The sequence below is a fragment of the Pseudoselenomonas ruminantium genome, assembly GCF_900104055.1.
GTDB lineage: Bacteria > Bacillota > Negativicutes > Selenomonadales > Selenomonadaceae > Selenomonas_A > Selenomonas_A ruminantium_C.
Map to the genome: position 1 here is coordinate 1 of NZ_FNJQ01000026.1, position 22,682 is coordinate 22,682.

The 22,682-nt window shown below is 51.5% G+C and carries 24 protein-coding genes; 8 read left to right on the forward strand and 16 right to left on the reverse strand.

Features of this window, described 5'->3' with window-relative positions; genetic code table 11:
* Positions 1-195: 195 nt before the first annotated feature.
* The 4 genes from BLQ59_RS10995 to BLQ59_RS11010 are packed head-to-tail and all read right to left on the reverse strand — an operon-like array spanning position 196 to position 3,882.
* Positions 196-672, reverse strand: a complete 477-nt coding sequence (locus BLQ59_RS10995; protein ID WP_074572943.1) for an NUDIX hydrolase — start codon at positions 670-672, stop codon at positions 196-198.
* Positions 659-1,498: an ATP-dependent sacrificial sulfur transferase LarE gene (gene larE, locus BLQ59_RS11000; RefSeq protein ID WP_081342544.1), complete on the reverse strand. Its 840-nt coding sequence runs from the start codon at positions 1,496-1,498 to the stop codon at positions 659-661. The genes BLQ59_RS10995 and larE overlap by 14 nt, the downstream gene beginning before the upstream one ends.
* Complete coding sequence (locus BLQ59_RS11005) at positions 1,495-2,562, reverse strand: FAD:protein FMN transferase (protein WP_074572944.1); 1,068 nt, start codon at positions 2,560-2,562, stop codon at positions 1,495-1,497. The genes larE and BLQ59_RS11005 overlap by 4 nt, the downstream gene beginning before the upstream one ends.
* 15 nt (positions 2,563-2,577) lie before the next feature.
* Entirely contained in the window at positions 2,578-3,882 is a 1,305-nt protein-coding gene (locus tag BLQ59_RS11010; protein WP_074572945.1) for a dicarboxylate/amino acid:cation symporter, read from the reverse strand.
* A gap of 258 nt (positions 3,883-4,140) precedes the next feature.
* Here BLQ59_RS11010 and BLQ59_RS11015 point away from each other — a divergent pair, with 258 nt between their 5' ends.
* From BLQ59_RS11015 to BLQ59_RS11025, 3 genes are all read left to right on the forward strand, one after another.
* On the forward strand, positions 4,141-4,416 hold the full coding sequence (locus BLQ59_RS11015) for a hypothetical protein (RefSeq protein WP_256324659.1): 276 nt from the start codon (positions 4,141-4,143) through the stop codon (positions 4,414-4,416).
* Between the two features lie 201 nt (positions 4,417-4,617).
* Entirely contained in the window at positions 4,618-7,638 is a 3,021-nt protein-coding gene (locus tag BLQ59_RS11020; RefSeq protein ID WP_074572946.1) for a DEAD/DEAH box helicase, read from the forward strand.
* A 12-nt stretch (positions 7,639-7,650) separates the two neighbouring features.
* Entirely contained in the window at positions 7,651-8,049 is a 399-nt protein-coding gene (locus BLQ59_RS11025) for a (deoxy)nucleoside triphosphate pyrophosphohydrolase (protein ID WP_074572947.1), read from the forward strand.
* Between the two features lie 51 nt (positions 8,050-8,100).
* Here BLQ59_RS11025 and BLQ59_RS16050 read toward each other — a convergent pair whose 3' ends face one another.
* The 4 genes from BLQ59_RS16050 to BLQ59_RS11040 all read right to left on the reverse strand — a co-directional run bounded on the left by BLQ59_RS16050 (position 8,101) and on the right by BLQ59_RS11040 (position 10,563).
* Positions 8,101-8,238, reverse strand: coding sequence for a hypothetical protein (locus BLQ59_RS16050; protein ID WP_176756793.1), 138 nt, complete (start codon positions 8,236-8,238; stop codon positions 8,101-8,103).
* A 150-nt stretch (positions 8,239-8,388) separates the two neighbouring features.
* Positions 8,389-9,213: a PTS mannose transporter subunit IID gene (manZ, locus tag BLQ59_RS11030; protein ID WP_073090956.1), complete on the reverse strand. Its 825-nt coding sequence runs from the start codon at positions 9,211-9,213 to the stop codon at positions 8,389-8,391.
* Between the two features lie 15 nt (positions 9,214-9,228).
* Complete coding sequence (locus BLQ59_RS11035; protein WP_073090954.1) at positions 9,229-10,026, reverse strand: PTS mannose/fructose/sorbose transporter subunit IIC; 798 nt, start codon at positions 10,024-10,026, stop codon at positions 9,229-9,231.
* A gap of 45 nt (positions 10,027-10,071) precedes the next feature.
* Positions 10,072-10,563 (reverse strand): PTS sugar transporter subunit IIB, encoded by a 492-nt coding sequence (locus BLQ59_RS11040; RefSeq protein WP_074572948.1) that lies wholly within the window; start codon positions 10,561-10,563, stop codon positions 10,072-10,074.
* 260 nt (positions 10,564-10,823) lie between these two features.
* Between BLQ59_RS11040 and BLQ59_RS11045 the strand changes: the two genes are divergently transcribed.
* On the forward strand, positions 10,824-11,687 hold the full coding sequence (locus BLQ59_RS11045; RefSeq protein WP_074572949.1) for a MurR/RpiR family transcriptional regulator: 864 nt from the start codon (positions 10,824-10,826) through the stop codon (positions 11,685-11,687).
* 12 nt (positions 11,688-11,699) lie between these two features.
* Here the strand turns inward: BLQ59_RS11045 and BLQ59_RS11050 are convergent, their stop codons facing one another.
* Positions 11,700-12,254 (reverse strand): UbiX family flavin prenyltransferase, encoded by a 555-nt coding sequence (locus BLQ59_RS11050; RefSeq protein WP_074572950.1) that lies wholly within the window; start codon positions 12,252-12,254, stop codon positions 11,700-11,702.
* A 233-nt stretch (positions 12,255-12,487) separates the two neighbouring features.
* Here BLQ59_RS11050 and BLQ59_RS11055 point away from each other — a divergent pair, with 233 nt between their 5' ends.
* The 4 genes from BLQ59_RS11055 to BLQ59_RS11070 all read left to right on the forward strand — a co-directional run bounded on the left by BLQ59_RS11055 (position 12,488) and on the right by BLQ59_RS11070 (position 16,133).
* Positions 12,488-13,846, forward strand: coding sequence for a PTS sugar transporter subunit IIC (locus BLQ59_RS11055; protein ID WP_074572951.1), 1,359 nt, complete (start codon positions 12,488-12,490; stop codon positions 13,844-13,846).
* A gap of 151 nt (positions 13,847-13,997) precedes the next feature.
* Positions 13,998-14,300, forward strand: a complete 303-nt coding sequence (locus BLQ59_RS11060; RefSeq protein ID WP_074572952.1) for a PTS sugar transporter subunit IIB — start codon at positions 13,998-14,000, stop codon at positions 14,298-14,300.
* 33 nt (positions 14,301-14,333) lie between these two features.
* The gene (locus BLQ59_RS11065; protein ID WP_074572953.1) at positions 14,334-14,666 is read left to right on the forward strand and encodes a PTS lactose/cellobiose transporter subunit IIA; all 333 of its coding nucleotides are present in this window, start codon (positions 14,334-14,336) and stop codon (positions 14,664-14,666) included.
* A gap of 36 nt (positions 14,667-14,702) precedes the next feature.
* Positions 14,703-16,133 carry a 6-phospho-beta-glucosidase gene (locus tag BLQ59_RS11070; protein ID WP_074572954.1) on the forward strand — a complete coding sequence of 477 codons (1,431 nt, stop codon included), beginning with the start codon at positions 14,703-14,705 and terminating at the stop codon, positions 16,131-16,133.
* Between the two features lie 110 nt (positions 16,134-16,243).
* Here BLQ59_RS11070 and BLQ59_RS11075 read toward each other — a convergent pair whose 3' ends face one another.
* The 7 genes from BLQ59_RS11075 to BLQ59_RS16410 form a co-directional block, all read right to left on the reverse strand.
* Positions 16,244-18,259 (reverse strand): clostripain-related cysteine peptidase, encoded by a 2,016-nt coding sequence (locus tag BLQ59_RS11075; RefSeq protein WP_074572955.1) that lies wholly within the window; start codon positions 18,257-18,259, stop codon positions 16,244-16,246.
* A 146-nt stretch (positions 18,260-18,405) separates the two neighbouring features.
* Positions 18,406-18,894, reverse strand: coding sequence for an HMA2 domain-containing protein (locus BLQ59_RS11080; protein ID WP_074572956.1), 489 nt, complete (start codon positions 18,892-18,894; stop codon positions 18,406-18,408).
* 18 nt (positions 18,895-18,912) lie between these two features.
* Entirely contained in the window at positions 18,913-21,030 is a 2,118-nt protein-coding gene (locus BLQ59_RS11085; protein ID WP_081342545.1) for a heavy metal translocating P-type ATPase, read from the reverse strand.
* Positions 21,027-21,677, reverse strand: a complete 651-nt coding sequence (locus BLQ59_RS11090) for an HMA2 domain-containing protein (RefSeq protein WP_074572958.1) — start codon at positions 21,675-21,677, stop codon at positions 21,027-21,029. Before BLQ59_RS11090 ends, BLQ59_RS11085 begins: the two co-directional genes overlap by 4 nt.
* Positions 21,678-21,680: 3 nt before the next feature.
* Positions 21,681-21,980, reverse strand: coding sequence for an HMA2 domain-containing protein (locus BLQ59_RS11095; RefSeq protein WP_256324660.1), 300 nt, complete (start codon positions 21,978-21,980; stop codon positions 21,681-21,683).
* Positions 21,981-22,050: 70 nt separating this feature from the next.
* Entirely contained in the window at positions 22,051-22,260 is a 210-nt protein-coding gene (locus BLQ59_RS11100) for a 50S ribosomal protein L9 (protein WP_074572960.1), read from the reverse strand.
* A gap of 268 nt (positions 22,261-22,528) precedes the next feature.
* The gene (locus BLQ59_RS16410) at positions 22,529-22,657 is read right to left on the reverse strand and encodes a hypothetical protein (RefSeq protein ID WP_256324661.1); all 129 of its coding nucleotides are present in this window, start codon (positions 22,655-22,657) and stop codon (positions 22,529-22,531) included.
* Positions 22,658-22,682 lie beyond the last annotated feature (25 nt).

The window sequence follows — 22,682 nt, forward strand, 5'->3', positions numbered from 1 at the left end:
TGCTGGCGGGTCATTTAGTGAAGTGGCGAAGAAGTATCCCCGCCTCCGCCCCACTACGCTGTAACAGATTTAGATTAAGCTCGCATTGACAAACTGCAATTTGCCAAAAGCCCGCTGACACGTTTCGTCAGCGGGCTTAAATTTTTCACATCCCCATCTTGGGATAGGACAATGTAATACTAATACACGAATGAATCAGAGGATATTCTCGCCATCAAGCACCGCTTCGGCGAGATTCTCCCCCTCATAACGCAACTTCAGGGAAAAATGCGGCCTCTCTTCTTCCATCAGCCGGAAGAAGATCTTATCCCCCTCCCAAAGGGGCAGGTCGTAGACTTTTTCCTTCTCGATCCATTCCAGCGTGCCCTCATTGCATTCCCCGATTGTGCCCTCGTATTCCGTGGCGGTGTAGAGGAACATGTATTCCGTCTGCCACCGGTCGGAAATAAAGGTGATGATGCCGCGCTGCCGGTAGTTTGTGAGCAATAGGCCTGTTTCTTCCCTGGCCTCCCGCAGCAGGCATTCTTCGGGACTTTCATCGGCTTCAAAGTGACCGCCGATGCCCACCCATTTATCCTTGTTGATATCGTGTTCTTTTTTTACCCGGTGCATCATCAGGTATTTGCCATCGCGTTCAATATAACACAGCGTAGTCAAATTACTTTTGGGCATATTCGGTTCCTTTCAACACTTCATTGAGGCTGCCCGTGCGGTAACCTTCCAAATCCAATGTCACATAGGCAAAGCCAAGTTCTTTGAGTCTATGCGCAACCTGCTCGTAATGGCCGCCCGCGATAAAGGCGGTGATATCCGCCGGCGGCAGTTCAATCCGGGCCAAGTCATGATGGCTGCGCACCCGCACTTGCCAAAAGCCTGACTCATGAAGAAAGTTTTCTGCCGCTTCCACACGCTCTAGTTTGTTCGCCGTGATTTCCTCACCATAGGGGATGCGGGAAGCCAGACAGGCCGCCGACGGCTTAGCAGCTGTCCTAAGCCCTAATTCTGCCGACAGAGCACGCACATCAGCCTTCGTAAAGCCCGCCTCCTTCAAGGGGCTCAAAACGCCCAATTCCTTCACCGCTTTGGCCCCAGGGCGGTAATCTCCTTGATCATCCACATTGGTACCATCCAAAAGGTGCACGATGCCCGCACTGCCAGCAATTTCCCGCAATTTCCCGAAAACCAGCCGCTTGCAGAAATAGCAGCGGTCAGCCGGATTGGTACGCACATCATAATAGAGCAGCGGCTCCAGCACAGCCAACTCATGGCGCACGCCTTCCTGCCGGCAAAACGCCTGCGCTTCGCGGACATCAGCAGCCGGTACGAAAGCACTCTCGGCCGTAATGGCCAGCACCCGTTCCGCGCCCAATACATCCCGAGCCACTTTCAGCAGCAGCGTGGAATCCACGCCCCCCGAAAAGGCCACGGCCACCTGCCCATAAGTGGTAAACAGGGCTTTTAGCTTTTCTGTCTTGCGCTGTAATATTTCATCCATCATAAATTCTCACCACTTTCCTGCCAAAAATGAAAATCTGGCGATACCTCCAGCAAATCCGTCGCCATATTTCCCGTCGTCCAGAGCTGATAGCGGCCATCTGTGATCGCGCCTTCAATGCCATCCTGCCCGCGCAGGAAACGCGCTCCCTGCTCCGGCCCTAAGACGAACACCGCCGTGGTCAGGATATCCGTGAGCATGCCGCCATCTTTCACACGATCTGCCGCCACGATCGTCACGCTCATGGCCCCGCTCATGGCCGGCCAGCCGGTGCGTGGATCGAGGATATGATGATAGCGCGTGCCATTTGCCTCGAAGAAACGCTCATAGTCCCCGGAGGTGGAGAGCGCTTCATTCTCCAGCGGCAGGATGGCCATCTTCTCCTGTGCATCCTCCTTGCGCGGATGACGCAGCCCGATGCGCCAGGGCTGCCCCTCCTGATTCACCCCGAGCGCATACATGGAGCTGGAACCTAGATTGATCAGGCCATCCTTGATGCCATAGCGGGCATAGATCTTGCGTACCTCATCCACGGCAAAGCCCTTGGCGATGCCGCCCAGGTCCACGCCCATGCCCTTCTGCACGAGCCGGGCACTATGCGTGCCCTCGTTCAGTTCCAACTTCTGCCAGCCCACCTTTTTCTGCGCCTCGGAAAGTTCCGCCGGCGTGGGCACCTTGGCATGGTCCGTGCCGATTCCCCATAGATCCACCAAGGGCTTCGTGGTCACATCAAAGGCCCCGTTGGTCTTGCGGGCATAGTCCTGCGCTACCGCCAGCATCTTATAGGTTTCCGGCTGCAAAGGCACCCATTTGCCCGTGCCGGCATTTTGGGACAGCTTGCTCACATCGCTGTCCGGCACATTGGGATTCACCATATTGTCGATGTTCCTGATCCTTGCCATGCTCTCATCGATGGCAGCCTGGGCATCCTCACCACGGGCCGTGAGTGTCACCGCCGTATCGAGGACGATATCGCTCCTCTTTACGTCAGACTGCTCCCCGCAGCCGGCACAAAGGCACAGTACGAGGAGCAGTATACAAGAACGAACTATTCTTTTGACGAGCATTCCAATCCACTCCCTTTAGGACTGGATTACCGGACTTGCCTCTCCCAGCTCACCAGCCAAATCATGATTTGTCATGGCGCAAACGCTGGCATCGGACCAGACATTTTCTGCTGTCTCTATCATATCAATAATGGTGTAGATTGGCAAGATAACTCCCATCAAGCCGATAGGTGCGCCCATGGAGCTCATGAGCGAAAGCGTCAGGAAATAGCAGCCCATCGGTACGCCCGCATTGCCGATAGCCGCCAGCACCGCGATAAACACCCAGGCAATCATCGTGCCCAGCGTGAGTTCAAAGCCCGCATTCTGCATCACGAACAGGGAAGTCACGAGGATAAACGCCGCGCAGCCATTCATATTGATGGTCGTGCAGATGGGCAACACGAAACGAGAAACCTTGGGATTGACCTTGAGATTGTTCTCGGCCGAAGCCAGCGTCACCGGCAGCGTACCAGCAGAGCTCTTGGTAAACAGTGCCACCGCAATGGCCGGAGACATCTTGCGGAACACATCCAGCGGATTGAGACCGCGCACGAGCAGGAACAACGGCAGTACAATGAACATCTGAATGAAGTTACCGCCCATGACTACGGCCACATACTGACTCAAAGCGCCCACGATCACACCGGCTTCAATCTGCGCCGACAGTTGTCCGGCAAAGGCCAGGATGCCCACAGGCAGTGCCCAGAGGATTGCCCGGATCAGGGTGAACAGCAACTCCTGTAAACCATGCAGACCTTTCAGCAATACTTCACGGTTTTCCGTCTTGGGCATAAAGGCCAGAGCCAAACCAACGGAAGCGGCAATCAGCATGACCGAAAGCACATTGCCCGCCAGGAACGGCTGCAGAACATTGTTCGGGATGACCGAGAGGATATGGTCATAGTAAGTGACCTTGCCCACCTTGTCCAAGGGCACCGCCGAAGCGCCCGCCCCGACGATTTCAGCAGGCAGGTTGCCCGGAGCAACCAGGATATAGAGTACCAGCCCCACAGCAGCCGCTGCCAGGGTGGTCAGAAAAGTGTAGCTCACCGCATGGGCAAAGATGCGCCCCGTCTCCTTCTGTCCTCCGAGCGCCGCCAATGTCGTGATGACCGCCAAAGCAATGGTCGGCACAGCTATGAACTGGAACAAACGCGTGAATACCGTCGCAATGAAATTGAACAGCTCATTGAGCGGTGCAATGCCCAAAAAGCCTAAAAAGCCGCCCACAATCAGCGCGCCGAACCACAGCACGAGCTGCTTGCGGCTGGCCTTGGGGTTATGCGCCCGCAGGGCTTCTTCCCGGGCCTCGGCCACGGATTTCTTTTCCTCTGCCATAATGATTCCTTCTTTCTCCAATCGGATGGTATAATGATAAATAAAACCTAGCGGATTAATATGTTTTACATTTTAACACATATTTTACTTTTTTCAAGAGCAAAATGTAACTTTTATCAAGAACTTCCTTGCTATTTTTCGTTATAATTGAACAAAAATCCTGCTCGACGGCAGGATTTTCTAATCACTAAAGCGAATGAATATAAATAATTATCCGAAATATGAGATTACATCTGTTGCTGACAAGGAAGTGATGCTATGAATATGAAACTGCATGGCGATAAAATCGCCTACTTCTTCATCGCCTTTGCGGTGTACCTGCTGATCCGCGCATTCTCCACCCACCTGACGACTCCCATCATCAATGTGCTGCTCTATGTCTCCATAGCCTCATCACTCCTGGCCAGCAACGTCCCCCGCGTCATGGATATTCCCCTGCACTATGCCTATCCCGTAAAATGCGTGGAGTACTTCACCTTCGGCGTGTCCATCGTCTGCTTTATCGCCCTATGCCTGCGGCATATGTGGATCTAAGCGAAATATTCACAAATTCAGGCAATCCCCCACATACAAACTAATCAACACAGTTCCTTTCTGCCTTCCCCATTCGGGAAGGCTTTTTTCACCTCATTTTCTAAAAAATACTGTACACCTGGAAAACGCTCCTATATAATGTTATAATCAAACAGTTCAATGAAGTATAATCATTGTTGGAAAAAGTTAGGAGGCGCTAAAATGGATAAAGATATGATTCAAAAAAAATTAACTCAAGGAATACGCACAGCCTTTGAAAACAGAGCCCTCCCTTCAGACATTGATTATCGGCCACAATTCATCTTCAACGATTTTCGCAAAGGCCGCAAAGTTCTAGCCTCATTAGAACGTGAATTGCTACACTGTGATTCTTTTGCTATCAGCGTAGCATTTATCACAAAAAGCGGCCTGACACCACTCCTTCCCATTTTCAAAGAATTAGAACGACGAAACATTCGCGGCAAAATCATTACCACTGACTATTTGTTCTTTAGCGATCCTGCAGCATTAGAGCAGTTACAAGCATTCAACAATATTGAATTACGTCTGTACCGTTGTGATTCACAAGTTGGATTCCATACTAAGGGCTATATTTTTCGTCGTGATGATATCTACCACATCATTGTTGGCAGTTCCAATCTTACGGCCAATGCCCTCACGCGCAATGAAGAGTGGAATACACAACTAATATCAAAAGAAAAAGGCGAATACACTTACTCGTTAATAACACGCTTCCAGCAACTATGGAATGACGAAAAATGTATAGATTACCAAAAGGTATGTTATGAATATCAAATTGCATACGAACAAAACAAACGCAGGACCATTGAACATACCTTTTCTCCGTCTATTGCCACCAGTTACGATACTACTGATGATTATTTCGGCGAGGAATACGTTGCAGAAGATTCCACCATTTCATACAGTACAAATCATAAGCCATCTCCGTTAACCCCCAACGTCATGCAGAATGAGTTTGTCAGCAATATGCGGGAATTGCAGGCTAACGGTGCCAAACGAGCATTGCTAATCTCAGCTACAGGAACCGGCAAGACTTATGCCTCTGCTTTTGCCGTCAAAGATTTTGCTCCACAGCGATTGTTATTCATCGTTCATCGCGAGCAAATTGCCAAACAAGCCTTAAAAAGCTACCGTAAGGTTATCGGTTCCGACGTAAGCATGGGATTATTATCTGGCACTGCCAAAGATACTAATGCTGATTATATTTTTTCCACCATGCAAACGATATCAAAAGAAAATGTCTACACACAATTTTCGCCAAATGAATTTGACTATATTGTCATCGACGAAGTCCATCGTGCTGGAGCTGAAAGTTACCAACGAATCTTCAACTACTTCCAGCCTAAATTATATTTAGGCATGACGGCTACACCAGATCGCAGTGACGGCTATGACATCTATAAGCTATTTGATTACAATATTGCCTATGAGATTCGTTTACAGCAAGCATTAGAAGAGGATATGCTATGCCCCTTCCATTACTTTGGCATTACTGACCTGCAATTAGTTGATCATCCCGAAATCGACGATGATAATTTGGCAAACTTTTCGCGTCTAACCAGTGATGAACGCGTAGAACATATCCTCAAAGAAGCCGCCTTTTATGGTTTTAGCGGCAAACGGGTAAAAGGACTTATTTTCTGCAGCCGCAATGATGAGGCAGAAGAACTTTCGCGTAAATTCAATCATCAAGGACTTCGTACACTTAATCTATCCGGCAGTAACAACCAAGCCCAACGTGAAGAAGCCATTGAACGCCTTGTTTCCGATGACCGTGAAGACTATCTGGAATATATCTTCACCGTGGATATCTTTAATGAAGGCGTCGATGTACCAGAAATCAATCAGGTCATTATGTTACGACCTACACAAAGCCCGATTGTCTTTATCCAACAGCTAGGCCGCGGTTTGCGCAAAAATGCCGATAAGGAATATGTTGTCATTCTAGATTTTATCGGCAACTATCTGGGAAATAACTTCATGATTCCCATGGCACTGGCTGGCGACCGCAGTTACAACAAGGACAACATCCGCCGTTGCTTACTCGAGGGCTCACGAATCATTCCCGGCGCCTCCACGATACACTTTGATGAAATTGCCAAAAAACGCATCTTCCAATCGATAGATGCTACCAATATTAGCGACTTGCGCAGAATCAAAGAAAGCTACCAAAATCTAAAAAATAAATTGGGGCATATTCCCAAGCTTATGGATTTTGACCGTTATGGAGAAATGGATGTAATCTGTATCTTCCAAAACAAGGTTCTGGGCTCCTATCACGCCTTTCTCAAAAAATATGATAAAAACGATTACCATATAAAATTCAACAGCACAGAAGAAATGTTCCTAAAGTTCATCTCAACGAAATGGGCCGAAGGAAAGCGTCCTCACGAACTGGAACTTTTATATATTCTTCTCACCCAGCCAACAAATGTATTCGAACAATTAGAAGAGCGCTTAAAATACAGATGGCAAATAAAATTCAAACCCAACACCATCCCCAATCTCATCAACATCATGACGGCAAATTTCATAACTGGTACAGGTGCAAAGTCCGTTAGTCATTGCATTTTTCTGCAACAGCATAATGAGGATTACATCATTTCTGATATTTTTTCAGAGTGCATAGCCAATGAGCAATTTAAACAAGCCGTTACTGAATTAGTAAAATTTGGCCTGCATCGCTATAAAACAAATTATAGCAATCCTTACAAAGACAGTGGCTTCCAACTATATCAGAAATACGAATACGAAGATGTTTGCCGCATTCTAAATTGGAATCAGAACATTGTCCCTTTAAATATTGGTGGTTACAAATATGATGACACCACCAAGACATTCCCGGTATTCATTAATTATGATAAGAGTGATGATATCCAGGACTCTATCAATTATCATGACCGCTTCATCAACAACTCTCAGCTTATCTCTTTATCAAAAAACAAGCGCACATTACAATCACCAGAAATTGAACGCTTTATCCAGGCTAAATCCCAAGGCATTGACGTAGATTTGTTCGTGCGTAAAAATAAAGATGATAACATTGCTAAAAGTTTTTACTACCTTGGGCGTATGACCATGGACCATGGAGAAGAAGTAAAAATGCAAGGTTCTGGTGATGATGCGGTAGAGATGTTTTGGAATCTTGATGTCAGTGTTCGTGAAGATATTTATGACTATATAACGAGTGAAAATGCTTAATAGGAGATATGTATGAAAACGATAAATGTAGTGGCCGCCGTAATTCAAAAAGATGACAAAATTCTAGCCACCCAGCGTGGCTATGGCGAATTCAAGGATGGCTGGGAATTTCCCGGTGGTAAGATCGAAACCGGTGAAACACCTGCCGAAGCCTTAATAAGAGAAATCAAAGAAGAACTCAATGCCGACATAAAGGTTAAGCATGAACTCGGCGTGGTGGAGTATGATTACCCTAACTTTCATCTGAATATGCAATGTTTCCTATGCTCTCTTGTCTCTGATGAATTAACCCTCCTGGAACACGAAGCAATGAAATGGCTAACTGCCGCCACCATGGATAAAATTGACTGGCTTCCCGCAGATGTAGAGATGGCCAAAAAAGTTCAAAAACTGTTACAGTCATCATTATAAAACTTCCAATGGCAAAAGCCCCGCAAACTCGTTAATTTGCGGGGCTTTTGCCTATATTTCAAATATATCTTTCGTCTGTATCTCCAAATCATCATAAAGACTTATCTTCAGCGACACATGGATTTCTGCTTTTTCTGCTTCGTTCATATGTTCCATATCATCGGACGTGACATTATGAGCTTGCATCATCCATTCCTCCTTCTCCAGAAACTCCTCTTATCATTTATGATAGCACCTGAGATACTCGTTTTCAACCAGAAAGCCCCGCGCAAATTTGCGCGGGGCTTTTGGGAATGAATATATAATGGAATGTGTATGTAGACTACTACTGGACTTATCTTAGGCGAAAAGACCAACAGCGTAGCCGGCAATGCCAAGGGCGAAGAGCCCCAGGATGATAACCAGAGGATTAACACCCTTTTTCAACAGATACATGCAAGCGAATGTCATGAGCAGCGGAACGATGCCAGGCATCAGGCTGTCCAAGAGGCTCTGAACCGTGGTGACCACCTGTTCGCCCTGGCTGTTCGTGTAAGAAGACAGTACCAAGGGCATATTAACGGTCGTCCATTTGGCCACGAGGGCGCCCATGACGAGAAGACCGAGTACGGAGGAACCTTCGGTGAGGTAGCGCATGCGGTTGCCGCCTACTTCGTTGACGAGTTCCGTACCTTTATCATAGCCGTACATTACGCCGTACCAGTTGGTCAGCAGGCGAATCACGTTGAAGGCGATGAAGAAGATCAGCGGGCCGACGATGCTGCCCGTGAGAGCCACACCAGCACCGAGAGCAGCCAGCACCGGACGCAGCGTGCCCCAGAAAATCGGATCGCCTACACCGGCCAGAGGACCGATCAGACCTACTTTGACGCCAGAGAGGGTGTCCTCACCGATATCGGCGCCGTTGGCCTTTTTCTCTTCCATAGCGGCAATGATACCCATGATCGGGGTTGCCAGGAACGGCTGGGTGTTGAAGAATTCCAGATGGCGTTTCAGGGAACGCTTGTATTCTTCGGGATCATCTTTATAGAGCTTCTTGAGTGCCGGAATCAAGGACACGCAGAAGCCGATAGCCTGCATACGCTCGAAGTTGAAGGAGCCGAGCAGGAAGTTGGAACGAATGAAAATCGATACGAGATCGCCTTTTGTGAGCTGTTTTTCCATGAGTCGTGCCTCCTATTACATCAGATCGGAATCGTCGATTGCATCCAGCGGATCGGAAGAGCCGCCAGCGCCAGCACCGTTCAGTTCACGCTGCAGGCCACGGATGTGGAAGTAAGCAGCGATGAGGCCGATAGCACCGAAACCGATCAGGTTGACGTTCGTGAATACGGCAATCAGGAAGCCCAGGAAGAAATACGGCATCAGAGATTTGGCGTTCATCATGTTGATGACCATCGCATAACCGACAACGACGATGAAACCACCGGAAACCTGCAGGCCGCGGGTGATTACTTCCGGAATGGAAGCCAGCATGGAGTTGACCGTGTCCGTACCAGCAACAGCGGCGACGATAGCAGCCGGAACGGCTACGCGGATGCCCTGCAGCAGCAGGCCGCCGATATGGCACATCTCAATGCCGAAAGCGTTGCCTTCGAGCGCGAATTTATCGGCTAAATGCTGGAAGAATACCGTAATCGTACGCACGAAGATCGTGAGCACCTGGCCAGCAGCGGCGAGAGGTACGGCCAAAGCGATACCAGCACCGATGGACTGGTGGCCGACGATTACGAGGATTGCCGAAACGACAGAAGCCAGAGCCGCATCCGGTGCCATGGCTGCACCGACGTTCATCCAGCCCAGAGCCAGCATTTCCAGAGTACCACCTAAGATAATACCAGTCGTCATATCACCGAGGACAAGACCAACTAACGTGCAGGCAACCAGCGGACGATGGAACTGCGCTTCATCGAGCACACTTCCCATACCGGCAATGGCGGCCACAACGATGAGCAAAATAAATTGTACACTCGTCATAATATAATTTCCCCCTAAAGTTTTCTCTATGAGTCCCTAAACGGATCAGGCAAGACCTTTTGCCTTCAGAGCCGACATCAAATCCCCTTTCGGCTCGCTGGCCAGTTTGCGGATTTCCACTTCGATGCCCATTTCCTGCAGCTCGAGCAGGGCTTTGACATCATCCGGGTTGACCGCAACCGCACTGGAAATCAGCGTATCGCCGTCTTTGTAAGTCATACCGCCCAGGTTTACGGACTTGAACGGAATGCCACCCTTCACAGCACGGACCACATCGGCCGGCTTCGTGAACAGGAACAACGTCTTGAACGAATCATACTTCGGGTTCTTATAAGCTTCGCAGGCCTTCTCCACAGGCACGACGTAAGCTTTGATTCCCGGAGGAGCAACCTGCAGCAGGAGCTTCTTTCTCATCGTGTCCTGCGCGACTTCATCACTGCAGCACATGATACGGTTGCAGCCCGTTACCTTCGTCCAAACAGTAGCGACCTGACCATGAATCAGACGGTCATCAATACGGCAAAATGCGATTTCCATAATTCATTCCCCTTTCGGAATCATTCTCTCGCACCTTTCCCTAGCGGCGCAAGAATGTTAAGCTTTGTTTTTTTCTGACAATAAGAATTATAAGGGAAAATCCGACCAAAGTCAGCTGAAATCTGTCACATATTGTCAAAAAACCTCATGACATTTGTCACAGGAAACGTTTACCTCTATAAAAAAAAGAAATAACGCTTTTCTTCCCCGTATTTTTTCCTATATAATGAGGACGAAACAAATGCAAAGGAGTGACCACTATGCGCCTGTTGAAGGCCATGCAGGAAAAGGAGCGTTTTTCCTGCACCGAAGAGAATATCGTGGATTACATCCTGGCCCATCCCGCCCAGATTGCGGAGATGACCACCCGGGAGCTGGCCGAGAAGACCTATACCAGTCCCGCTGCCATCTTCCGCCTGTGCCAGAAGCTAGGGCTCAAGGGTTATAATGAATTCAAGATCAAGTTCACGAGCGAGATCAACCGCACCCTGCCCTGCGGTTCCCATATCATGCGCCGCCCCATCACCGACAAGGACAGTACCTCGGATATCGTGCGCAAGATTGCCCAGCTCGAAGTCGAAGCCATCGAGGAGACGAAAAACGAAATGGACCTGCACCAGTTAGAGCGCATTGCCGCGCTGCTGGACAAGTCCACAATCATCGATATCTATGCTTATGACCAGAATTACTCGCTGGCCCAAATGGCGGTCTATAATTTCCTGCAGATCCAGCGCATGGCCGTGGCCCATAATTCCCTGAACAGCCAGCTTTCCGCTGCCCTTTGCTCCGACCAGACACATATCGCCTTCATCATCAGCCGTTCAGGGCTGAATCAGCGCCTGATCCGCACGGCCAAGATCCTCAAGAAGCGCAATGTGCCCACGGTACTCCTGTCCACCAGCCGCCAGACCGAGCTGGCCAGCCTCTGTCCGGAGTTCCTCTACGTGGCCAATACCATCGACTATCTGGACCTCGGCGGCAATATCTTCAGCGTGGGCGTGCGTTACTATTTCGACGTGCTGATCAGCATGCTGCTCTCCCATCACTTCCAGGAAGTCGAAGACTTCTATGTGGAATTCGAGAATTACTTAGGTCATGCCGAGGATAAGAACCGGCTTTGGTAAAGGCCTGATGACTCAGCCCTGCCAGCGGGGAAAGAGCTCTGCCTCCACGCCGAGCTGGTCGCAGATCTTGCCCACCAGCATGTCCACCAGTTCGGCAATGGTCTGCGGCCGGTGGTAGAACCCCGGCGCGGCGGGCACGATCTTCACGCCCAGCTGCGCCAGCTTCAGCAGGTTTTCCAGATGGATGGCGTGCATGGGGGTTTCCCGGGGCACGAGTACCAATTTGCGCCCTTCCTTGAGCATGACATCTGCCGCCCGCGTCAACAGGTTATCCGACAGGCTATGGGCAATGCTGGCCACGGTCTTCATGGAGCAGGGCAGGACCGCCATGGCATCCACCTGGAAGGAGCCGCTGGCAATGGCCGCGCCCACATTGGCATTATCGTAGAGCATATCCACTCTGGCCTGCAGGTCAGAGTGCGTGACCTTGCATTCATATTCCAGCACCTGCCAGCCGCTGTCCGTGACAACCGCATGCACTTCATGCCCCGCTTCTTTCAATACATCAATGAGGCGCAGGGCATAGATGCTGCCGCTGGCACCGGTTATTCCTACAACTATCTTCATCTTGTTTTGCCTCTTTCCTATATATCCTTCTATAATTATAGCAAAGGCCTCCACTCCGCGGCAAATAATAGAAACCGGAACAATGTTTCACTTGTTTCGGCTTTTTTTGTCTTTTTCCGAAACAAGCCCCCGCAATAGTCTGAATCTATTGAACCGCCACGCAAGTGATGTTATAGTAAGTTTGTCTTAAGTCAAGATTGCATTTATATCACATGAGCAAAGGAGTTATCAAAATGAACAAACAGGAACTGTTCGATAAGTTCATCGAGTTCATGGGGCGCTTCGCGGAAATCCGTGCTGTAGCCGCCCTGCGCGATGGCTTTATCATGACCACCCCCTTTACCATTTGCGGTTCGGTATTTTTGCTTTTGGCCAACCTGCCGATTCCTGGCTACGCCGAATTCATGGCTGGCATCTTCGGACCGGAATGGACGGCTCCCTTGAACGCCGTTTCCGGCGCGACCTTCAGTGTACTTGCTTTCATCGCCGTTCTGGCCATCACCTATAAATATGTAGAAGCGGAAGGCTGCGATGCCATCATGGCCTCGATTCTCGCGCTCTCCACTTTCCTGATCGTCCTGCCGCCCACGGTCACGGCCACTGGCGGTGCTGTTGTGGATAACATCATCCCCAAGGCCTGGGCAGGCAGCAATGGCGTCATCACCGCCATCCTCGTGAGCTTCGTGGTTTCCTGGGTATTCTGCTACTGCGAGAAGAACCACATCGGCATCAAGATGCCGCCCGCCGTTCCCGGCGGTGTGGCCAAGGCCTTCGAAGCACTGACGCCGGGCATGGTGCTCTTCACCCTCGGGGCAGCAGTTTACGGCCTCTGCCATTTCCTGGGTGCCACGACCTTCCCGGAACTCATCTTCAAGATCGTACAGACGCCGTTGCAAGGCCTGTCTGATACCCTGATCGGCGGTTCCATCATCGCTGCCCTCCAGAGCATCCTGTTCTGGGCCGGCATCCATGGACCGAACGTTGTGGGCGGCGTGGTCAACCCGATCCTCATCGCCAACTCCCTCGACAACCAGCATATCATCGACATGGGTATGCAGCTGGCTGGCAACCCCGATGCCAAGATCATCACCTGCCAGATCAACGACGTGTTCATCAAATCCGGCGGCTGCGGCCTGACCATCGGCCTTTTGCTTGCCAGCTGGCTCTCGGCCAAATCTTCCCAGATGAAGTCCATCACGAAACTGGCCTCCGTGCCGGGCCTCTTCAATATCAACGAGCCGATTATCTTTGGCCTGCCGATTGTCTTCAACCCGTACCTTTTAGTACCGTTTATCCTCGTGCCGCTGCTGGCGCTGATCATCACCTATGCGTCCATAGCTATAGGCTTCATGAATCCCTTCAGCGCCGTCCAGGTTCCCTGGACCACGCCGCCCATCATCGCCGGTCTGCTCTTGAATGGCTGGCAGGGTGCCGTAGTGCAGATCATCATCATCGCCATGAGCACCGCCGTCTACTTCCCGTTCGTCCGCGCCCAGGACAAAGCCATGCTGGCTGAGGAGCAGGGCGAAGGCAGCGATGGTAAGCAGCATGACGATAGCGAAGAGTCCGGCGAGCCCGCTTTGCACCACTAAAAAAAGCCTTCCCCTTGAGCCACCTCATCCACCGCTATGCGGTCCCCCTTCCCCTCAAGGGGAAGGCAGAAAACAAAATTTTTGCAGGAATTGTTTTAATTAACGTCTAATTAGATATATTTAGGCCCATATTTTTGAAAGGATGATTATCATGAAAAAAATCACGTTACTCTGTGCCGCAGGTATGAGCACCAGCATGCTGGTTAAAGCCATGCAGAAGGCTGCCGCTGACGAGAACTTCGAATGTGAGATTGCCGCATACCCGACTTCTGAAGCCAAGGACAAAGCCGCTGGTTCCGATGTGATCCTGCTCGGCCCCCAGGTGCGTTTTCAGAAGAACAAGATTGCCGAAATCCTGCCGGGCATTCCCGTGGAAGCCATCGACATGCGCATGTACGGCCGTATGGATGGCGCCGGCGTCCTCAAATTCGCCCGCGAGAAAATGAACGCCTGATTATTAGTACCAGTCCGAAAGGTGGATTTACCCTTGGAAGAATTAGAACTCATTGCCTTTAAGATCATTTCCGGTGTCGGCGCTGCCCGCAGCTCCTACATCGAAGCCATTCAGGCCGCCAAGGCTGGCGACTACGAACGGGCAGAAAAGCTCATCGCCGAAGGGGATGAAAGCTTTGTCGAAGGGCACGATGCCCATGCAGGTCTTCTCACACGCGAGGCCAACGAAGGCCAGGGCAGCACCGTATCGCTGCTGATCCTGCACGCGGAAGACCAGCTCATGAGCGCAGAGGGCTTCAAGACCATTGCGCAGGAATTCATCGATGCCTATAAGCGCATCGACAAACTCGAAGCAAAACTGAAATAATATCGCATACTACATCTTTTCACGGAGGTTATCACTATGGGTTTTCCAAAAGGTTTCTTATGGGGTGGCGCGGTGGCTGCCCATCAGTTAGAGGGTGGCTGGCAGGAAGGCGGCAAGGGCGTCAGCGTGGCTGATGTCATGACCGCCGGTCGCCATGGCGTCCCCCGGGAGATTACGGATGGCGTGCTCCCCGGCAAGAACTACCCCAATCATGAAGCCATTGATTTCTACCATCATTACAAAGAAGATCTGGCCCTGCTTGCCGAAATGGGGTTCAAATGCTTCCGCACCAGCATTGCCTGGACGCGCATCTTCCCCAACGGGGATGAGACGGAGCCCAACGAAGCAGGCCTGAAATTCTACGATGACCTCTTTGATGAGATGCTCAAATACGGTATTGAACCGGTGGTAACCCTGTCCCATTTCGAGATGCCCTACCATCTGGTCACGGAATACGGCGGCTGGCGCAGCCGCAAGCTCGTAGACTTCTTCGTCCGCTTTGCGGTAACCTGCTTCAAACGCTACAAGAACAAGGTCAAGTTCTGGATGACCTTCAACGAGATCAACAACCAGCGGGAGGTCAACGTGCCCTTTACCGCCTTTACCAACAGCGGCATCCTCTATGGCGAGGATGAGGACAAGTACGCCACGCTCTATCAGGTGGCCCATCACGAGTTCATCGCTTCGGCCAAGGCCGTCATCGAAGGCCACAAGATCAACCCGGACTTCAAGATTGGCTGCATGCTGGCCATGGGCCCGGTCTATCCGGAAAGCTGCCGTCCCGGCGACCAGATTGCCTCCCTCAAGGAAATGGACAAGAGCTTCTTCTTCGGCGATGTACAGGCCCGGGGCCACTACCCCTCTTACATCATCAAGCTCTGGGAAAACAAGGGCTACCACATCAAGATGGAAGACGGGGACCTGGATCTCCTGCAGCAGGGCAAGGTGGATTACTTCGCCTTCAGCTACTACATGAGCAATGTGACCACCTCTGTCGAGGAAAACAAGCAAAGCCTGCAGGGCGGCTTTGCCACGGGCGTGAAGAATCCTTATATCACCGAATCCGACTGGGGCTGGCCCATCGATCCCGAAGGCCTGCGCTATATGCTGAACGTCCTGCAGGAGCGCTATGAACTGCCCCTGATGATCGTAGAAAACGGCATCGGCCTGCACGAAACCGCCCCGGCCGAAGGCGAAATCCAGGACGATGCCCGCATCGACTACTTCCGCGCCCATATCACGGAAATGAAAAAAGCCATCGACGAAGACGGCGTGGACCTTTGGGGCTACTGCCCCTGGGGCCCCATCGATCTCGTATCGGCCGGTACTGGCGAGATGGAGAAACGCTACGGCTTCATCTATGTGGACAAGGATAACGAAGGCAACGGCACACTCAAACGTGCCCGCAAGAAATCCTTCCACTGGTACAAAAAAGTCATCGCCAGCAACGGCGAGGATTTGGACTAAGCCAAAAGATTCCATATGTAAAAATAAGACCCCCTGCGAGGAATATATGTCACCTCCTCGCAGGGGGTCTTTTAGCTTAAAGCTGCTGTCAATCTCATTTCCCTAATAATTTATTCCACCACAGTAACTATCTGACCATCCTTGATGGTGAACTGTACGAGTTTGGACAATGCACTGTCACCGGCAGGTGTCATGAATTCAAAACAGTATCCATAGACACCATCGCCCATGTTCTCTTCCGCCAATGTCGGCTGATCGCCAATGGTGAAGGTATCCACTTCCACCTGCGTAAAATCTTCATCATCCCCGGAAATGGTCATGCCATAGTGCAGGGTGGTAATCTGATCGCCGGCTTTAAGACGGATCAGATTGCGGTCCCCCATGCCTTGATTGTCAATTCCCTTGCGGGCACCGATGATATGGTATTTTTTATCCGCAAAGGTATAGGTTACCTGCAAATTACATTCCACACCGTTTAGTTTGATGGGCACCGAATAGATATTGTATCCATCCTCCTCTGCTGTGATTTCCACATACACAGGATGACCATCCAGCATGGGCCAGGTTCCCTGGAAATTATCCTTGAAAATTCCCCTTTCCCAGTCCGCATTGATATCAGCATCACTGCCTAAATAAAGAATGATATCCTCATCAGCATCCATATAGACTAACTGGCAATGGACGCTGGACAGCATATTCATCTGCTCTTTGGTCAGCTTCACAAAGGAATCGCCATGCGCATCCACATCCACAACTATATCCTCCAGCGTCTCCACTTTGAATAATTTTTGCTGTATTTTCTGCTGTGGAATCTGCAAACCGGTGTCCCCTTGTACCGTGCCAGCCAGCAAGGCCTCGCCCTCCTTGGGCATCCGGCCATATATCAGATAATGATAGAGGCATTTCTGCGCTAAGGGTGCCGCCTGTTGCGCCGCATAGTTGGCAAAAGTCTCCGCATTGCCATCATAGGAATAGAATCCCGAAAGTCCCTGTCCCTTATTGCGGTAATCCCCCTGCACCTTGTAGATTACAGCCTGATTGACAGCCTGCACCAGCTGATCAGCTGTGTTGGGCAGGAGTTTGACTGCCTTTTTCGCAAAATCCCCCAGGTCCACCATATTGGCATAGCCCTGATAGCGGGTATTGCCGCCATAATTTTCCGCCTGTTTGGCTCCACGCCCGAAGGCCGCAAAGAATCCATACGGATTTGATCTGGCCTGCCGCAGGGCTTCCAAGCCAAAGGCCTCATAGGCGGTCCGCAGTTCGGGAACTTTTCCCAAATCAACCACAGACATGGTGGCAGCTTCTTCCGTACCGTAATCCCGGCAGCCCTTCATATAGGTATCACAGATGACCTGCCCCAAAGCTGCACCTCCCATAGCGGGATTTTTCGCCAACGCCCCCACCCAGCCGGCATAATTCCAGCCATTGCCCGGCTCCAGTTCCTCAGAAGCCGTCATATAGCGGCCAATCCCCTGCAGGGTATTGGCCACATCATATGCCGCCATCAGACAGGCATCAAAACCGATCAGTTCAAAGGGGGGATTATCATTTACCGCCGGATGAACAGACGTAAACGCGTCCCGGATATCATTAAGGCTCAGGGTATTTCCCGTACGTTCATCCTTGCAGACGCCAGCAGCACTGCCTCCACCATGATCCCAAAATACAAATACCCGATGGTCAGCCGTGAAATTATCCCTGCCATACCGCAGAAATGCTGCTAGCGTATCCTTATTCCCCATATCGGCATCCGCAGCTTTTTCCAGCTCATGCAGTCCATCCTTATCATACAGATACCGGCCAATAACACCCTCGTCCACAGTATTGTTATGCCAGGTTTCTGTGCCGCCAGTCTGAATCAGGACTTTCACATTCGCAGGCAGATCAACCTGCTGCAATTCCTTCAGATCAGCGCTGGCCGCTCCCATCTCCGATTCCAAATCCGTGCCGCATAGATACCAATAAACCAGCCAGGTATCCTCAGCCCGATAAGCATTGGCAAACAATGGCGCCTTCGCCCCTTCATCGTCCTCATCATCCAGACAACCTGCCAATAGCAATATCATGGCAAAAATCGCCATCAGCAGCAAAGCCAGCTGTCGGATTTTCCTCACCCATTGCATAACCTCACCTCATTCCCCAAAGCTCCTGCCACGCTTATTATATAAAAATATTTTTATATTCGTCAATATTATTAAATTTATCTGATTAATCCATCTTTATTTCTTCAAAAAAAGGAGACACCCGCAGGCATCTCCTGTAAACCTATTTAAATTCGTTCCTGTGCCAGCCCAGCCAGTTTCGCCTCCAACGCCGCCAGCTTCGGCTTCTGCCGGAGCTTCTCTGCATCATAGGTAATCAGCAGCGAACCGGTCAACGTATTTATCACGGCCGTTTCCACCCCGGTAAAGGATTTGATATAATCTTCCAAATCCCTCTGCCACTGAGGATTGGCGGCGAGCAGGCTGCTGCGCAGGCGCACGCGGCCCGGCACATAGGCATCCACCTGCAAGCTTTCCAGCAAGGCCTGCATGGGTTCCACCGTCCCGGCTTCCTTATTCCGGCAACAAGTCGTCAGCTTCCTGGCATCGGCCTGCATCTTCTTATGATGCTGCCAGCCATGCCAGATGGACAGGGCCGCCCAGGCCACACCGAAACCGGCATGGAGATTCTTGCCGGCAAAGAGCGTGGCCAGCGTGCCCACGGAAGCCACGGTCATCGGCAAACCAAGGGGTAAATTCTTCCAGTCGTTCTGCATATTATCCCTCTTTTCGCATCAGGCTGCCCGACGGTTATTGCGGGCAAAGAAGCCGGACTTATTGTTGTTCAGGATGCGGCAGCTGTTGAGCACCACAGCCAGCGTAGCGGTGTTATGGATGACCGCCGCCCAGAGCGGGCTGATCTTGCCCAAAGCGCCCAAAAGCATAGCCGAGGAATTGACAAGGATCGTCGCCATGAAGTTCTGATGCACCAGATCCATGGTACGGCGTCCCAGCTGCAGGGTTTCAATCAAGCGTTCCGGATCTTCCGAATGGATGGTCACAGCCGAGGATTCAGCCGCAATATCCGTCTGCCGCCCGCCTAAGGAGACACCCACATCGGAGAAGGCCAGCGCCGGCGCATCGTTGATGCCGTCGCCCACCATCATGACCGTACCGCGCTGTTTGAGCTTGTTCACATAATGGCTCTTGTCCTCCGGCAGGATCTCTGCATGATAGGAGTCAATGTCCATGCTATGGGCTACTTCAGCCGCTACAGCCTTGCTGTCACCCGTGAGCATGACGATCTCGTCCACACCATGACGGCGCATCTGATTGAGCGTCTTCTTCATCTTAGGACGGATGGGATCTTCGATGCCAATCACGCCGATCAGCTGCTTGTCCCGGGCCACATAGAGAAGGTTCTTGAAAGCCAGTCCTTCGGCCAGCCCCTCTTTGTCCTCAATACCCTTTTCCCGCAGGAATTTAGCGCTGCCGACACGGATCAGGCCGCCCTTGTAATTTTCGAAATCGGGCACTTCGGCCTGCATGCCGCGGGCCACGATGGTTTTCGAAGACTTATGCTGCGGAGAAGTCCATTCTTTCTCCTCCACATATTTCTGGATGGCCACGGCCAACGGATGGACGGAATGCTGCTCGGCCGAGGATGCCAAGAGGATCATTTCCTTTTCCTCCACGCCCTTGGCCGTCTTGATAAAGGCAATCTGCGGCACACCGACCGTCAGCGTTCCGGTCTTGTCGAGGACCACCGTATCCGTTTCGGCCAGCGCTTCGATATAGTTGCCGCCCTTGACGAGGATGCCGCGTTTAGCCGCCGCGCCGATGGCTGCCGACATGGCCGTAGCCGTAGACAGCTTGAGGCCGCAGGAGAAGTCGATGAACAGGAGATTCAGCACCCGCTGCCAATCACGAGTTGCCCCGTAGACGATGCCTGCGCCGATAAAGGAAACCGGCACGAGGAAGTTAGCCATCTTATCGGCAAAATTCTGCACCGGCGCCTTGCGGTTCTGGGCTTCCTCCACCAGATGGACGATATGCGCCAGGGAGGTGTCCTTGCCGACCTTCTCCACCTTGATGATGAGTTCCCCGGCTTCCACCACGCTGCCGGCATATACGGGTGAGTCCGCATGCTTCATGGCCGGATTGGATTCGCCGGTGATGGAGGCCTGATTAACGGCAGCGTCGCCGCTCACCACCCGGCCATCCACGACAATCTTCTCACCAGTATGGGCGGCGATGGTATCGCCAACCTTGACCTGTTCCACGGGCACCTTGCGTTCCGTGCCGCCTTCTACCAGCCATACATAGCGCTGGTCGAGGGACAAGAGCCCCGAGATATGGGTGCGAGCCTTTTCTGCGGCATAGCTCGTGAGCATTTCTGCACCATTGGACAGGGCCAAAAGCGTCAGGCTGGACTCAGGCTTGCCGGCCAGTACAGAGGCAATCACGGCCGTAGCCGTCAGCGTATCGGCATTGGGCTGATGGTCTTTGACCACGCCGCTCACGCCGTTCTGGATGAACTTGCGGGCAATGCCCAGCACGAGCAGGCTGCGCATGATCTTCGTACCCACGAACAGCTGCGGCGAAGTGCGCTTCAGGACTTCCATAGCCGCAAAGCCAGCCAGGGAAATCACCGCATCGCGGCGGTATTCAGCCAGCCGTTCTGCCGGCGTGATGGCCGCCTCCTGCAGACGCTTGACCGTCTCGATCAGCATCTTCTGGATTTCCTGCAGCTGGAACGCCGTCATCTGACGTTTATACCAGATATGGACCTTGCGTTCGTCCACCGTGACCGCCACGATATTGCGGTTGCGGCGGATCTTGGCGGCCAGCTTTGCCCGTTCTTCACGGTTCAGTGCCGCCTGCAAATGAAAATAACAATTTCCGTACATCATACGGTGCGCCATCCTCTCATCAGAGTAACCGCCCACCAGAGCATCTGCGAACCGGAAGGATACTGACCGGTCAGCAACATCTTCCGCAGACCTCTGAGCAGGAATAACAGGGAAGCCAAAGAACTCATATCGAACCAGCCACAGGTGTGGTCCTTGATCCACTGGCTGAAAGCCCGGGCCGTATTGCGAATGCTGCGGGTAATGGAGCCGGCATGTGCCTCACTGGCCACGCTTTTCGCCTGGCAGCCCTCGCCCGGCAGCGCTTTGCCACCAAAGAACTTGCGGTCGAGCCATTTGGCCAGCTGATCGATATGGGCATCGTCCGCCTCGTCAAAGGTCAGCAGGATACTGCCACTGGCAGCATTCACGCTGACGGATTTCACATAGCTGAGTTTGGCCAGCTGCTCTTCGAGCAGGGCCGCCAGCTGCAGGGAAATCTTGCCCGCGCGATAACGGCGGCGCCCCGGCAGGCTCGAAACCAACTTGAAGCCGACAGCCGGAGCAGCGGCCACAGCAACTTTCTTCATTCTGCCCATGGGCAGGGCACGGCCGTGGCCGACCATTTTCGGTGCAGAGCTGCCGCCCAGAGCCTGGCGGATGCTCTTGCCGATAGCTGCCCCCATCATAAAACCAGATACATAAGACATTCGTTATTTCCTCCTTGCATGCGTCATAATATATTCTTCCACCTTGCGCAAATCTGCATTCTGGCGGAGTCTTTCCGGCGTATAAAGGATCAGTATGGAACCCGATGTTACATTGGTCTGCACGCTGTCAATCTCGGCAAAGCTGCCCAGCTGGCTCTGAATCTGTGCTTCCAGTTCGGTGTTGCCAATCAGATTGTTGCTGTAGAGCCGCACCCGCCCCGGCAGATAGGATGAAATGTCCACAGAACGGATGAATAGATCCAAGGTATTGGTGGGGATCTGAAAATTCCCGATTAAACTCAAAACTTTTCCTCCTCGTACTAGAAAAGACTGCCGCATAAAAGAGCGGCAGTCTCTTTTCGTTCAAAAACGATTATTTAGCCTTCTTAGCTTCCTGCGCAGCGATGAGGTCTTCAAGTTCCTCTTTCTGACGCTGCAGTTCAGCCATCGGCAGTTCAGCAGCGGGAGCAGCCTGCTGCATAGCAGCCAGCTGAGCTTCACGCTCCTGCATGAAACGATAACCAAAGATACCAGCAACGGCACCTACAGCCAGACCAATCCAAAAATCTGTCTTCTGAAACATCGAATCCATCCTCCTTAAACATATTCATTCATAAACGAGTGAGACTCGCTTATTCACACTTCAATAGGGTATCCATCTTCCCCATTCTGCCGTTGGAGAACGAAATGATAATGAAGAATATTATCAATTTCACCCATAATCATAGCAGAATTGAGAGTCTTTGTCAACGCAAGACTTACCCCTGCACCCTTATTATACAAGGGCTCACAATAAATTGTCAATCAATTCACTAAAAACAGGAACAATTATTAATCACATTGAACTGCTATCAAGATATAGACTTGACGGCAGGTGCATATTTTGCGGGCGGAACGACTGCTCCGCTGGCTGGCAAAAAGACCACACCAGACGCAGCGATGTCAATGCGCCGTGGTGACCGGCGCATGTAACTAAACACATCGCATCCTCATGCCAACCATTCA

Excerpts from the sequence above, each read along its gene's own strand:
- BLQ59_RS11020 (WP_074572946.1), top strand. The coding sequence starts at position 4,618 with ATGGATAAAGATATGATTCAAAAAAAATTAACTCAAGGAATACGCACA.
- manZ (WP_073090956.1), bottom strand. The coding sequence starts at position 9,213 with ATGGAAAAACAGCTCACAAAAGGCGATCTCGTATCGATTTTCATTCGT.
- BLQ59_RS11045 (WP_074572949.1), top strand. The coding sequence starts at position 10,824 with ATGCGCCTGTTGAAGGCCATGCAGGAAAAGGAGCGTTTTTCCTGCACC.
- BLQ59_RS11055 (WP_074572951.1), top strand. The coding sequence starts at position 12,488 with ATGAACAAACAGGAACTGTTCGATAAGTTCATCGAGTTCATGGGGCGC.
- BLQ59_RS10995 (WP_074572943.1), bottom strand. The coding sequence starts at position 672 with ATGCCCAAAAGTAATTTGACTACGCTGTGTTATATTGAACGCGATGGC.
- BLQ59_RS11090 (WP_074572958.1), bottom strand. The coding sequence starts at position 21,677 with ATGTCTTATGTATCTGGTTTTATGATGGGGGCAGCTATCGGCAAGAGC.
- BLQ59_RS11075 (WP_074572955.1), bottom strand. The coding sequence starts at position 18,259 with ATGCAATGGGTGAGGAAAATCCGACAGCTGGCTTTGCTGCTGATGGCG.
- BLQ59_RS11035 (WP_073090954.1), bottom strand. The coding sequence starts at position 10,026 with ATGACGAGTGTACAATTTATTTTGCTCATCGTTGTGGCCGCCATTGCC.
- larE (WP_081342544.1), bottom strand. The coding sequence starts at position 1,498 with ATGATGGATGAAATATTACAGCGCAAGACAGAAAAGCTAAAAGCCCTG.
- BLQ59_RS11015 (WP_256324659.1), top strand. The coding sequence starts at position 4,141 with ATGAATATGAAACTGCATGGCGATAAAATCGCCTACTTCTTCATCGCC.
- BLQ59_RS11005 (WP_074572944.1), bottom strand. The coding sequence starts at position 2,562 with ATGCTCGTCAAAAGAATAGTTCGTTCTTGTATACTGCTCCTCGTACTG.
- BLQ59_RS11010 (WP_074572945.1), bottom strand. The coding sequence starts at position 3,882 with ATGGCAGAGGAAAAGAAATCCGTGGCCGAGGCCCGGGAAGAAGCCCTG.
- BLQ59_RS11025 (WP_074572947.1), top strand. The coding sequence starts at position 7,651 with ATGAAAACGATAAATGTAGTGGCCGCCGTAATTCAAAAAGATGACAAA.
- BLQ59_RS11070 (WP_074572954.1), top strand. The coding sequence starts at position 14,703 with ATGGGTTTTCCAAAAGGTTTCTTATGGGGTGGCGCGGTGGCTGCCCAT.
- BLQ59_RS11100 (WP_074572960.1), bottom strand. The coding sequence starts at position 22,260 with ATGTTTCAGAAGACAGATTTTTGGATTGGTCTGGCTGTAGGTGCCGTT.
- BLQ59_RS11080 (WP_074572956.1), bottom strand. The coding sequence starts at position 18,894 with ATGCAGAACGACTGGAAGAATTTACCCCTTGGTTTGCCGATGACCGTG.
- BLQ59_RS11085 (WP_081342545.1), bottom strand. The coding sequence starts at position 21,030 with ATGATGTACGGAAATTGTTATTTTCATTTGCAGGCGGCACTGAACCGT.
- BLQ59_RS16050 (WP_176756793.1), bottom strand. The coding sequence starts at position 8,238 with ATGATGCAAGCTCATAATGTCACGTCCGATGATATGGAACATATGAAC.
- BLQ59_RS11050 (WP_074572950.1), bottom strand. The coding sequence starts at position 12,254 with ATGAAGATAGTTGTAGGAATAACCGGTGCCAGCGGCAGCATCTATGCC.
- BLQ59_RS11040 (WP_074572948.1), bottom strand. The coding sequence starts at position 10,563 with ATGGAAATCGCATTTTGCCGTATTGATGACCGTCTGATTCATGGTCAG.
- BLQ59_RS11060 (WP_074572952.1), top strand. The coding sequence starts at position 13,998 with ATGAAAAAAATCACGTTACTCTGTGCCGCAGGTATGAGCACCAGCATG.